We start from the raw sequence: 11,979 nt of genomic DNA, 5'->3' as shown, positions 1-11,979 counted from the left end.
GCCGCTCCCGTGACGCCATGTCGACACGGCGTCCGGAATGGCGCAGGAGTTGTCGCGGGCAACCATTCAGACCGCGTTCGAGACGTGCCCGACACGCCATCGGAAAATGCAGGGCGAATTGTCCTCCGTCCCCCACAGTCATCTCGACGGCGCGACCCGCGCTCCCACCATGACACTCCTGGAGATCCTGATGACCATCCCGACCGACGTCCCGGGCCGCGGCCCCGCGGCCGGTGCCCGCTCCTCGTGGTGGGGCGACCGTGGTGTGAAGACGAAGGTGCTGACCGCCGTGGGCGCGGCCTCCGGCGTCGCGCTCGTCGTGGGCGCCACCGCTGTCCTCGGGCTGGACGGCGCCGCCGAGCGCAGCACGCAGCTCAGCACCCAGGTCGAGGCGCTGTCCGACGTCACCACCATGCGCGGGGCGGTCAAGGACGCGCGCATCAAGGCCCGCGACGCGCTGATCGCCGTCGACCCGGACCGCTCGCAGGAGGCGCTCGACGCCCTCCCGGGGATCGCCGACCGCTTCGCCGCCGCCCGGGAGGCCTACGAGGTCACGGACCTCAGCGAGGAGCAGCAGCGCCTCGCTGCCGAGGCCCAGGACGCGTTCGACCAGTATCTGCAGGCCGAGCAGCAGCTCCTCGAGCCGCTGGCGCTGGCCAACCAGTACGCGGCGTGGGACCAGGCCAACCAGACGCAGGTCGTGCCCTTCGGCGAGGCGGCCGAGGAGGCGGCCAACGAGCTCGTCGAGATCGAGAAGGCGGAGGCCGCCGCGGACGCGCAGGCGGCCGTCGGCTCCGCCGGCCAGCAGCGCGTGCTGGTGCTGGTCGTCCTGGCCGCCGGCCTGGCCGTCGCCTTCGGCCTCGGCCTGCTGGTCGCCCGCGGCCTGGCGCGCGGCGTCGCCCGCGTGCAGGACGTCGCCGAGGGGCTCTCGGCCGGCGACCTGACCCGCAGCACGGGCCTCACGACGAAGGACGAGGTGGGCCGCATGGGTGCCGCGCTGGACACGGCCATGACGGAGCTCCGCGCGGTGCTGGCCTCGGTGGCCGGTGCCTCGGACGCGGTGGCGGCGTCGTCGGAGGAGCTGTCGGCGTCGTCGGCGCAGATCTCGGCGTCGGCGGAGGAGACCTCGGCGCAGTCCGGGGTGGTGGCCGGTGCGGCGGAGGAGGTGTCGCGCAACGTGCAGACCGTGGCGGCCGGTGCGGAGCAGATGGGTGCCTCCATCCGGGAGATCGCCAGCAACGCCGCCGAGGCCTCCGCGGTCGCGGCCCGCGCGGTGACCGCGGCGGAGACGACCACGGCGACGGTGGCCAAGCTGGGGGAGTCCTCGGCCGAGATCGGCAACGTGGTGAAGGTGATCACCTCGATCGCCGAGCAGACGAACCTGCTGGCGCTCAACGCCACCATCGAGGCGGCCCGGGCCGGGGAGGCCGGCAAGGGCTTCGCGGTGGTCGCCAACGAGGTCAAGGAGCTGGCCCAGGAGACGGCCAAGGCGACCGAGGACATCGCCCGGCGGGTGCAGGCGATCCAGGCCGACACCGGCGCCGCGGTCGGGGCGATCGGGGAGATCTCCCAGATCGTCGCGGCGATCTCCGACCGGCAGACCACCATCGCCAGCGCGGTGGAGGAGCAGACCGCGACCACCAACGAGATGAGCCGGTCGGTGCAGGAGGCCGCGCAGGGCTCGGGGCAGATCGCGGACAACATCACCGGGGTGTCCACCGCGGCGGAGTCCACCACCCAGGCGCTGACCCAGACCCGCACCGCGGTCGACGAGCTGTCCCGGATGGCCGCCGACCTGCGTACCAGCGTCGCCCGCTTCACCTACTGAGCCACGCGTCCGAGAGGGGCGGTGACCGGTTCTCCGGTCACCGCCCCTCTTCGTTTCCGGCGGTCCCGGGAATGGTCGATGGCGGCATGTCGACAACGGGGGGGAGGGGTCGCCGACCTTTCCGCACGGGCTCCGCGACACGCGCGGGAAAGGGTGCCCTGCGAAACGGGAACGCACTAATTTCCCCTCACCACCGCGATCCGGTAGGCGGCGGCCAGGGCGCACCGGCCTCGGACAGAACCGGCGAGACAGAAATGGGGAACAGCACGAGATGAGCACGAACAGGGGTGTGCGCCGCGCCGGCCGCTTCGGGGTCCGAACCGCGATCCTCGCCGTCGGAGCCGTCGGCATGGTCGCAGCCGGCGCCGTCGGCGTCCTCGGCATGACGAAGCTGGAGGACGCAGCCCGGACGCTCGACGAGGTCAACGGCCTGCACGCCGCGCTCAGCACGGTCCAGGACATCGAGACGTCGAACTCCGACGTGACGGGCTGGCAGGCCGCCTACGCCTGGGACACCCGGCGCATCGGCGGCGCGGCAGCCGTCCAGGACGACAACGCCAACCGGGCCGGCTTCGCCGACAGCGCCGACCGGCTGCGCGGCCACCTGGCGGCGATGCAGACCGACGTCCTGTCCGGCGCCGAGCAGGACGCCTTCGAAACCATCGAGGAGCAGTGGGACGCCTTCTTCGAGGTCGACGACCAGGCCGTCGCGCTGTACGCCCAGGGCACCCCGCAGGGCGTCGAGGCTGCCGACCAGCTCGTCCTCGGGCCCGGGTGGGAGGTCTACTTCGAGGTCTTCACGCTCACGGCGGAGCTGCGGGAGTCGCTGGAGAGCCGTGTCGGTGCCTCCACCGACGCCGCCCGCGCGCAGAAGACCCAGGCGCAGTGGATCATGGGGATCGCCGTCGCCGTCGGGCTGGTCTCCAGTCTCGCTCTGGCCCTTGCCGTCTCCCGGCGCATCGTCCGGCCGCTCAACTCGGTCGTGACCGTCGCGGAGGCCCTGGCCGCCGGTGACCTGACGCGGACGACGGGCGTCACCCGGGACGACGAGGTGGGCCGGGCCGCCGCCGCCATCGACGCGGCCCTCGGCGAGCTGCGCGTCGTCATGAACGCGGTGGTGGCCTCTTCGGACGCGGTGGCGGCGTCCTCGGAGGAGCTGTCGGCGTCGTCGGCGCAGATCTCGGCGTCGGCGGAGGAGACCTCGGCGCAGTCCGGGGTGGTGGCCGGTGCGGCGGAGGAGGTGTCGCGCAACGTGCAGACCGTGGCGGCCGGTGCCGAGCAGATGGGTGCCTCCATCCGGGAGATCGCCAGCAACGCCGCCGAGGCCTCCGCGGTGGCGGCCCGCGCGGTGACCGCGGCGGAGACGACCACGGCGACGGTGGCCAAGCTGGGGGAGTCCTCGGCCGAGATCGGCAACGTGGTGAAGGTGATCACCTCGATCGCCGAGCAGACGAACCTGCTGGCGCTCAACGCCACCATCGAGGCGGCCCGGGCCGGAGAGGCCGGCAAGGGCTTCGCGGTGGTCGCCAACGAGGTCAAGGAGCTGGCCCAGGAGACGGCCAAGGCGACCGAGGACATCGCCCGCCGCGTCGAGGCGATCCAGCACGACACCGGGGCTGCCGTCGGCGCGATCGGGGAGATCAGCCAGATCGTGGCCCAGATCAGCGACCGGCAGACCACCATCGCCTCGGCGGTGGAGGAGCAGACCGCCACCACGAACGAGATGTCCCGGTCGGTGAGCGAGGCCGCGCAGGGCTCCAGCCAGATCGCCGGCACGATCTCCGGCGTCTCCTCCGCGGCGGCCGCCACCACCCAGGCCCTGGACCAGAGCCGGACCGCCGTCCACGAGCTGTCCCGGATGGCCGCCGACCTGCGTACCAGCGTCGCCCGCTTCACCTACTGAGGAAGGACCTCCCTGGCCCGCACCGCTCGCGGCGGGCCCGCTGCAGGGAGGCCGCTCCCGCGGCCGGCACCCCGCCGGCCGCGGGAGGACGCACGCCCGCCCCACGGCCGCGCCCCACTCACCTTGAGTCCGGCGCCCGGCGGCCGATGACCCATCCGGGACGGATCCGTCCCCCCTGCAGCGAGAGAGAAGGCAACGGTGGACGGTCTGGACGACATCGTCGAGGAGTTCCTCGTCGAGAGCCACGAGAACCTCGACCAGCTCGACACGGACCTGGTCGCCCTCGAGCAGGAGCCCGACTCCCGGGAGCGGCTCTCGAGCATCTTCCGCACGATCCACACGATCAAGGGCACCAGCGGCTTCCTCGCCTTCAACCGGCTCGAGGAGGTCACGCACGTCGGGGAGAACATGCTGTCCCGGCTGCGTGACGGCGTCCTGTCGCTGACCCCCGAGCGCACCAGCGTGCTGCTGCGCATGGTCGACACGGTCCGCTCCCTGCTCAACTCCATCGAGACCACCGGCGGCGAGGGCGGCGTCGACGTCTCCGCCGTCGTCGCCGCGATCAGCGCCGCCATGGAGGACTCCCCCGCCCCGGCTCCCGCGGCCCCCGCCGCTGCCGAGGCGCCGGCCCCCACCGCCACCGTCACCGCTCCGCCGGCGGCCGCCGAAGCCGTCGTCGAGGCCGCGCAGGCCGTCGTCGACGCCGCCGCCGGGACCGTCGTGGGGGCCGTCGCGGAGGACGCCGCGGTCGCCGTCGAGCCGGTCGCGCAGCCCGCCGCCGAGCCCGCTCCCGAGGCCGCCGCCCAGGTCGAGGCGTACGACGACGACACCGCCGAGGACCACGCCGAGGACCACGCCGAGGACCACGACGAGCCGCACGCCGACGCCCCCGCCGGCGGCCCGGCGGGCGCCGCGAGGTCCGAGGCCCAGGGTGGCCAGCAGGGCCGCCGCGCCGTCGCCGACAGCACCATCCGCGTCGACGTCGACCTGCTCGACTCGCTGATGCTGCTGGTCGGCGAGCTGGTGCTCACCCGCAACCAGATCGTCCAGTACGTCGGCCGCTCGACCGACACCGACCTGGTCCGCGCCTCCCAGCGGCTCAACCTCATCGCCAGCGAGCTGCAGGAGGGCGTCATGAAGACGCGCATGCAGCCGATCGACCACATCTGGTCCAAGTTGCCGCGCGTCGTCCGGGACCTCGGCATCCAGTGCGGCAAGAACGTGCGCCTGGAGATGGAGGGCAAGGACACCGAGCTCGACAAGACGCTGCTCGAGGCGGTCAAGGACCCGCTGACCCACCTGGTCCGCAACTCCGTCGACCACGGCATCGAGTCCCCCGACCGCCGCCGCGCCGCCGGCAAGCGCTCCGAGGGCGTGCTCACCCTGCGCGCCAGGCACGAGAGCGGCCAGGTCGTGGTCGAGGTCGCCGACGACGGCGCCGGCATCGACCCGGCCCGGATCGGCGCGAAGGCCGTCGAGCGCGGCCTGATCACCGCCGAGCAGCTCCTGCGCATGGGCCCGCAGGACGTCCTGCAGATGATCTTCCTGCCCGGGTTCTCCACGGCCGCCGCCGTCACCAACGTCTCCGGCCGCGGCGTCGGCATGGACGTGGTCAAGACCAACATCGAGTCCATCGGCGGCACCATCGAGGTCGAGTCGGAGCCGGGCCGGGGCACGGTGTGCCGGCTGCGGATCCCGCTGACCCTGGCGATCGTCCCGGCGCTGACCGTCGAGTGCGCCGGCGACCGCTACGCCATCCCGCAGATCAGCCTGCAGGAGCTGGTCAGCCTCGACGCCGAGAAGGCCGCCAACGCGGTCGAGGAGGTCGGCGGGGCGCCGGTCTACCGGCTGCGCGGCGAGCTGCTGCCGCTGGTGCGGCTCACCGACGTCCTCGGCCTGACCTCCGACCGGCACGACGGGCACGTCGTCATCGCGGTGCTGCGCTCCGAGGGCCGCCGCTTCGGCCTCGTCGTCGACCGGGTCATCAACACCGAGGAGATCGTCGTCAAGGCCGTCGGCGGCCAGCTCAAGGCGATCGGCCTCTACTCCGGCGCGACCGTCCTCGGCGACGGCACCGTGGCGCTCATCCTCGACGTGCAGGCCCTGGCCCGCCGCGCGCTGCGCACCGAGACCGCCGAGCGGCAGGAGGCCCGCGAGGCCGCGGCCCGCAGCGTCACCGCCGAGACCGAGCGGCAGCGGATGCTGCTGGCCGCGATCGGCGAGGGCCGGCGCGTGGCCATCCCGCTCGACACGGTCACCCGCCTCGAGCAGGTGCGCACCGACGCCGTCGAGCGCGTCGGCAACCGCGAGGTCGTCCAGTACCGCGGGGCGATCCTGCCGATCGTCCGGCTCGACCGGCACCTGGGCGCCTACGGCACCAGCGACCGCGAGGTGCTCGAGGTGATCGTCTACAGCGACCACGGCCGCAGCGTCGCGATCGTCGTCGAGGAGATCCTCGACATCGTCGACGGCGGTGCCGCCGTCCGCAGCGACATCGACGACCTGGGCCTGCTCGGCTCCGCCGTCCTCGGCGACAAGGTGACCGAGCTGCTCGACGTCCGCGCCGCGATCCTCGCGGCCGACCCGGCCTTCTACGCCACCCCCGCCCACTCCCCCACGTCCGCGCTGCTGGAGGTCTGACGTGACGACCCCGACCGAGACCACCCCCCGGGCGACCAGCGGCCAGCTGGCCACCTTCCGGCTCGACGGCGACCTCTACGGCGTCGAGGTCGAGCACGTGCAGGAGGTGCTGCGCAGCCAGGGCCTGACCCGGGTGCCGCTGGCGCCGCCCGCCGTCGCCGGCCTCATCAACCTGCGGGGCCAGGTGGTGACCGCGATCGAGCTGCGGGAGCGGCTGGGCCGCCCGCCGCGGCCGGCCGGCACCGACGCCGTCGTCATCGTCGTGCGCCTGCACGGCGAGGCGGTGAGCCTGCTGGTCGACTCGATCGCCGACGTCGTCGACGTCGAGGCCGGCGACTTCGAGGCCCCGCCGGACACCCTCGACGGGCAGGCCCGCGAGCTCATCCGCGGCGCCTACAAGCTCGACGGGACGCTGCTGCTCGCGCTCGACGTGCAGAAGGCCGTCGGCGCCTAGATCACGCACCGTCATCGTTCGAGTACGCCAGGCGTCCCGCCACGCGGCCGTTGCCCTCCGCCCCTCCGGCGTTCGGGTGACGGCCGCGTGGCGTGTCCCGGGGGGTACGGCCAGTCTGGGCTGACCCCACTCCCCTGGAGGCGACGTGCCCTACTCGCTGGTCAGTGCCGCGACCCTCGGTTTCGACCTGGTGCGGCTGCCCGCGGGCCGCGTCGTCGCCGACGTGCTGCTCACCGGTCTGGCCGCCGGCCCGGCCGAGCTGTCCGCGCTCGCCCGCGGCGCCCGTACGCACGGCGCCGACCCCGGGCAGCGGTCGGTGCTGGCCGTGCGCGCCCGCCGGGCCCGGGAGCTGGCCGCCGCCGTGCCGCAGCTGCGGTCGGTGGGGCAGGGGGACGCGGACGGTCCCGGCGCCGACCGCACCGCCGTCCTGGTGACCCAGCTGGAGCGGGGCACCATCGGCAACGCCGCCTCGCTCGAGCGGCTGCTGCGCGAGGACGTGCTGGGTCCCGAGCACGCCGCCCTGGGCCGCCTGGCCGACGACGTGCGCGGGCAGGCCGCCGACGTGCTCGCCGACGCCGCCGTGGGTGCCTGGGCCGCCGAGGTACTGCCCCCGCTGGTCCGCCGCGAGCTGGAGCAGCCCTTCACCGCCGTCGTCCCGGACGCGGCCACCCGCGGCGCCGACGCCGACCTCGGTCCGGCCACCCCGGAGCTGCGCTCGCTGCTGACCGTGGTGGCCGCGCTCGACACCCGCGGGCGGGACCGCTGGCGGGCCGCCGTCGACGAGGGCCGGGCCGAGCAGCGCCCCTGGGCCGCGGCCATGCACGAGGCCTCCTGGGCGGCGCACGTCTCCGGCCGCACCCGCACGCTGGCGACCGCCCAGCTGCTCGCCGTCCGCGCGTTCACCGACGCCGGCTTCACCGCCTCCGACGGCGCCGCCGGCTCGTGGAACGCCCTGGCCGGCGTCGTCCAGGCCATGACGATGGGCGACCTCCTCGACGGCAGCGCCCTCGGCGTCCTGCGCGCCCCCTGGACGCGCCTCACCGCTCCCCGCTGAGCCCGCGGGGCCGCCCTCCGCCCTCCCCGCGTCCGCGCGGTCGATCGTCCGCGCGGTCGATCATCGGGCTGTTGCCGCCGACACGCGCTGACACGCCGCCCCGAGCGGCCACGAGGCGGTGGTCGGCGCGCCGGCACGCCTCCGGCGACACCGCGTCCCCGTGCTGCCGCGCCGCGTGGTCGACATGTGCCGCGTGGGGCGGCGGTCGCCGGACGTTCCGTAACGGTTGCCCCGCCGGCCTCAACCCCGGCCGTCCCCCGGCCGACAACCTCTTCGACGCCGGTGCACCCGGGGAACCGGCCCACGGCGGGAGACCGGCTTGCGCTCAACACGAAGTCGCCCGGTGCCGAGACCCGAGGGACAGCCCCGCACCCGGGGCTGGACCGCGGCAGCAGCAGGAGGACGTGTGGACCCGATCCGGGTGATGGTGGTCGACGACTCGGTCGTCGTCCGGAAGATCGTGACCGACGTGCTGTCCGCCGACCCGGGCATCGAGGTCGTGGGCACGGCGGTCAACGGCAGGCTCGCGCTGGCCAAGATCGACGCGCTGCGGCCCGACCTGGTCACCATGGACATCGAGATGCCGGAGATGAACGGCATCGAGGCGGTCCGCGCCATCCGCGCCGGCCGCAACCGCGTGCCGATCGTCATGTTCAGCACGCTCACCGAGCGCGGCGCCTCGGCCACCCTGGACGCGCTCTCGGCCGGCGCCAACGACTACGTCACCAAGCCGGCCAACGTCGGCAGCGTCGCGCAGTCGATGGAGAGCGTGCGCGAGCAGCTCATCCCCAAGATCAAGGCCCTCACCGGCCGCCCGGTCACCGGGCTGCCCCGGCCCGCTGCCGCACCGGTCGCCGTGCGGCCGCCGGCGCCCCGGACCGCGCCGCACAAGGCGCCCGCGGTCCTGGTGATCGGCTCCTCGACCGGCGGCCCCGAGGCCCTGGCCAAGGTGCTGCCGGCGCTCCCGGCGAGCCTCCCGGTGCCGGTGCTGCTGGTGCAGCACATGCCGCCGGTCTTCACCCGCCAGTTCGCCCAGCGGCTCGACCGGCTGTGCGCCCTGCGCGTGGTCGAGGCCGCCGACGGCTCGCCGCTGCTCCCGGGCACCGTGCACCTGGCCCCCGGTGACCACCACCTCACCGTCCGCGGCTCCGGCCGCGGCGCGACGACGACCCTGTCGCAGGGTCCGCCGGAGAACTTCTGCCGCCCCGCCGTCGACCCGCTGTTCCGCTCCGCGGTGACCGCCTACGACGGCGGCGTCCTGGCCGTGGTCCTGACCGGCATGGGCTCCGACGGCCGCACCGGCGCCGGCGCCGTGCGCGACGCCGGCGGCACCGTCGTCGTCCAGGACCAGGCGACGTCGGTCGTCTGGGGCATGCCCGGCGCCGTCGCCTCCGCCGGCCTCGCCGACGAGGTCCTGCCGCTGGACCGCGTGGCCGAGGCGATCACCCGCCACCTCGCCCGGGCCCTGCCCGGCACCCCGCCCGCCGCCCAGATCCTCGCGAGGGGAGCAGCCCGATGACCCTCACCACCACCCGCTTCGACTGGGTGCGCCAGCTGGTCCACCGGGAGAGCGCGATCGTCCTCGCGCCCGGCAAGGAGTACCTCGTGGAGGCCCGGCTCCTGCCCGTCGCCCGCACGATGGGCCTGGCCGACGTCGACCAGCTGGTCGACACCGTCCGCAGCCGGCCCCGTCCGGACGACACCCGCCGGATCGTCGAGGCGCTGACCACGAACGAGACGTCGTGGTTCCGCGACGGCGACCCGTTCACCGCGCTGACCTCCACGGTCGTGCCCTCGCTGACCGCCGCGCGCGGCCCGGCCGAGCGGCTGCAGATCTGGTCGGCGGCCTGCTCCAGCGGCCAGGAGGCCTACACGGTCGCCATGCTGCTGGAGGACGCGCTGCCCAACGCCGCCTCGCGGGTGTCGATCACCGCCACCGACATCTCGCGCGAGATGGTCGAGCGCACCCGGGCCGGCCGGTTCAGCCAGCTCGAGGTCAACCGCGGCCTGCCCGCGCCGATGCTGGTCCGCCACTTCACGCGGGCCGGCAGCGAGTGGGAGGTCTCGCCCACGCTGCGCCGCATGGTCAGCGCCCGGGAGTGCAACCTGGCCGCCCCGCTGCCGCGGATGGGCCCCTTCGACGTCGTGTACCTGCGCAACGTCCTCATCTACTTCGACCTGCCGACCAAGCAGGCGATCCTCCGCCGGGTGCGCGAGCTCATGCGCCCCGACGGGTGGCTGTTCCTCGGTGCCGCCGAGACCACTCTCGGCGTCGACGACTCCTGGAGCCGCGTCGTCGTCGGACGCAGCTCCGCCTACCGCCCGCTGAAGGGGGCATGACCGTGCGTGCTCTGGTGATCGACGACTCCCGCGCCATGCGGCGCATCGTGACCGGCATCCTCGGGGAACTCGGCTACGAGACCCGGCAGGCCGGCCACGGCCAGGAGGCGCTCGACGTCCTCCACGAGGGCTGGGCCCCCGACCTGTGCACCATCGACTGGAACATGCCGGTGATGGACGGCCTGCAGTTCGTCCACGCCGTCCGCGCCAACCCCGCCTGGCGGACGGTGTCGCTGGTGATGGTGACCTCCGAGAGCGAGCACGGCCAGATCGTGCGCGCCCTGGCCGCCGGCGCCCACGAGTACGTCATCAAGCCGTTCACCGCCGACGCGCTGCGCGACAAGCTCGCCCTGCTCGGCCTGCTGCCGGAGGGGGTCTCGCTGTGAGCTCCGCGACCGGCACCGGGCCGCGCCGCCGCGCGTCCGACCGCTCGCCGTCGATCACCGCGCTGATCGACGAGGGGACGGTCCAGGAGATCACCGAGCAGGCGTGGCTGGCCCTGGTCGGCGAGGACGAGGTGCTCGTCCCGCTGCCCGCGCCGCTGCCCGCCGACACGCTCAGCTCGTGGGTCGAGATCGTCGGCCCCTGGGACGGCTCCGTCGTCCTCACCTGCGGCCGCGACACCGCACAGGAGCTGACCCGCGCCCTGCTGGGGGCGCACGCCCCCGAGGTGCTCGAGGACGAGGACGTCCACGACGCCCTGGGCGAGCTGGCCAACGTCGTCGGCGGCAACGTCAAGGCCGTCCTCCCCGGCCCGTCGGTCCTCGGCCTGCCCGAGGTCGGCACGACCCCACCCCCCGGCCGCGAGGAAGACACCTGCCGCGTCGACGTCCTGTGGCGCGGCTCCCCCCTCACCGTCCGCGTGCAGTCCGTGCTCGCCGAGCAAGAGAACGAGGTGCCCCTGTGAAGATCCTGGTCGCCGACGACAGCCGCGTGATGCGGCAGATCGTCATCCGCACCCTGCGTCAGGCCGGTTACGACGACCACGACATCGTCGAGGCCGAGGACGGCCGCGACGCCTACGACAAGGTCCGCTCGGAGGCCCCCGACCTGGTCCTCTCCGACTGGAACATGCCGAACATGACCGGCCTGGAGTGCCTGCAGGCGCTGCGCTCCGCGGGGTCGGCCGTGCCGTTCGGCTTCGTCACCTCGGAGGGGTCGGCGGACATGCGGGAGAAGGCCGCCGACGCCGGCGCGCTCTTCCTCATCGCCAAGCCGTTCACCGAGGAGACCTTCCGCGAGAACCTGGACGGGGTGATCGCGTGAGCGCGCCGCTGACCGTCGTCCTGCCGGACGCCAAGGCCGTCAAGGACATGCTCTCCGGGCTGGTCGGCAAGCCGGTCGGGGTCACCCCCGGCGCCCCGGTCACGCCGACGCCGACCGAGCCGGTCTCGGTCGCCGTCTACGTCAGCCCCACGATGGCCGTGAACGCCCTGTGCGTCATGGACCTGCCGCTGTCGGCCTGGTCCGCCGGTGCCCTCGCCCTGCTGCCCCCCGGCGGGGTCCAGGACGCCGTGGAGGAGGACGGCGAGCTGACCGCGATGCTCACCGAGGCCCTGCACGAGGTGGTCAACGTCCTGTCGGCGCTGTTCAACGTGCCGGGCGCCCCGCACTCGAAGCTGCACGCGCTCCACGCGCCCGGCGACGACCTGCCCGGCGACGTCGCGGGCATGCTGGCCGCGTTCAACCGGCTCGACCTCGCCGTCGACGTGCCCGCCTACGGCAAGGGACGGCTCTCGCTCGTCGTGCCGTGAGTCGTG

Annotated in this window: 11 protein-coding genes; all 11 read left to right on the top strand. The window is 74.2% G+C overall.

Annotated elements, in window-relative coordinates; genetic code table 11:
* The first annotated feature begins 169 nt into the window (after positions 1–169).
* The 11 genes from JOD57_RS11815 (at position 170) to JOD57_RS11765 (ending at position 11,973) form a co-directional block, all read left to right on the top strand.
* Positions 170–1,828 carry a methyl-accepting chemotaxis protein gene (locus tag JOD57_RS11815; protein ID WP_239568401.1) on the top strand — a complete coding sequence of 553 codons (1,659 nt, stop codon included), beginning with the start codon at positions 170–172 and terminating at the stop codon, positions 1,826–1,828.
* 271 nt (positions 1,829–2,099) lie between these two features.
* Positions 2,100–3,731 (top strand): methyl-accepting chemotaxis protein, encoded by a 1,632-nt coding sequence (locus tag JOD57_RS11810; protein ID WP_204692211.1) that lies wholly within the window; start codon positions 2,100–2,102, stop codon positions 3,729–3,731.
* Between the two features lie 198 nt (positions 3,732–3,929).
* On the top strand, positions 3,930–6,371 hold the full coding sequence (locus JOD57_RS11805; protein WP_204692210.1) for a chemotaxis protein CheA: 2,442 nt from the start codon (positions 3,930–3,932) through the stop codon (positions 6,369–6,371).
* Position 6,372: 1 nt separating this feature from the next.
* Positions 6,373–6,825, top strand: a complete 453-nt coding sequence (locus JOD57_RS11800; RefSeq protein ID WP_204692209.1) for a chemotaxis protein CheW — start codon at positions 6,373–6,375, stop codon at positions 6,823–6,825.
* 145 nt (positions 6,826–6,970) lie between these two features.
* Positions 6,971–7,879, top strand: a complete 909-nt coding sequence (locus JOD57_RS11795) for a hypothetical protein (RefSeq protein WP_204692208.1) — start codon at positions 6,971–6,973, stop codon at positions 7,877–7,879.
* A gap of 406 nt (positions 7,880–8,285) precedes the next feature.
* A complete protein-coding gene (locus JOD57_RS11790; RefSeq protein WP_204692207.1) occupies positions 8,286–9,398 on the top strand; it encodes a protein-glutamate methylesterase/protein-glutamine glutaminase in 1,113 nt (370 codons plus the stop codon).
* Positions 9,395–10,219 (top strand): CheR family methyltransferase, encoded by an 825-nt coding sequence (locus JOD57_RS11785; RefSeq protein ID WP_204692206.1) that lies wholly within the window; start codon positions 9,395–9,397, stop codon positions 10,217–10,219. The genes JOD57_RS11790 and JOD57_RS11785 overlap by 4 nt, the downstream gene beginning before the upstream one ends.
* A complete protein-coding gene (locus JOD57_RS11780) occupies positions 10,216–10,605 on the top strand; it encodes a response regulator (protein ID WP_239568398.1) in 390 nt (129 codons plus the stop codon). Before JOD57_RS11785 ends, JOD57_RS11780 begins: the two co-directional genes overlap by 4 nt.
* Positions 10,602–11,126, top strand: a complete 525-nt coding sequence (locus JOD57_RS11775) for a chemotaxis protein CheX (protein ID WP_204692205.1) — start codon at positions 10,602–10,604, stop codon at positions 11,124–11,126. The genes JOD57_RS11780 and JOD57_RS11775 overlap by 4 nt, the downstream gene beginning before the upstream one ends.
* Positions 11,123–11,485, top strand: a complete 363-nt coding sequence (locus JOD57_RS11770) for a response regulator (protein WP_204692204.1) — start codon at positions 11,123–11,125, stop codon at positions 11,483–11,485. The genes JOD57_RS11775 and JOD57_RS11770 overlap by 4 nt, the downstream gene beginning before the upstream one ends.
* Positions 11,482–11,973: a hypothetical protein gene (locus JOD57_RS11765; protein WP_204692203.1), complete on the top strand. Its 492-nt coding sequence runs from the start codon at positions 11,482–11,484 to the stop codon at positions 11,971–11,973. Before JOD57_RS11770 ends, JOD57_RS11765 begins: the two co-directional genes overlap by 4 nt.
* Positions 11,974–11,979: the final 6 nt, after the last annotated feature.

The sequence above is a fragment of the Geodermatophilus bullaregiensis genome (assembly GCF_016907675.1).
Classification (GTDB): Bacteria; Actinomycetota; Actinomycetes; order Mycobacteriales; family Geodermatophilaceae; genus Geodermatophilus; species Geodermatophilus bullaregiensis.
This window is presented reverse-complemented; position numbering and strand designations above follow the sequence as displayed.

Bases quoted from the DNA above. Each gene is read 5' to 3' on its own strand.
- JOD57_RS11785 (WP_204692206.1), top strand. From the start codon at position 9,395: ATGACCCTCACCACCACCCGCTTCGACTGGGTGCGCCAGCTGGTCCAC.
- JOD57_RS11815 (WP_239568401.1), top strand. From the start codon at position 170: ATGACACTCCTGGAGATCCTGATGACCATCCCGACCGACGTCCCGGGC.
- JOD57_RS11810 (WP_204692211.1), top strand. From the start codon at position 2,100: ATGAGCACGAACAGGGGTGTGCGCCGCGCCGGCCGCTTCGGGGTCCGA.
- JOD57_RS11780 (WP_239568398.1), top strand. From the start codon at position 10,216: ATGACCGTGCGTGCTCTGGTGATCGACGACTCCCGCGCCATGCGGCGC.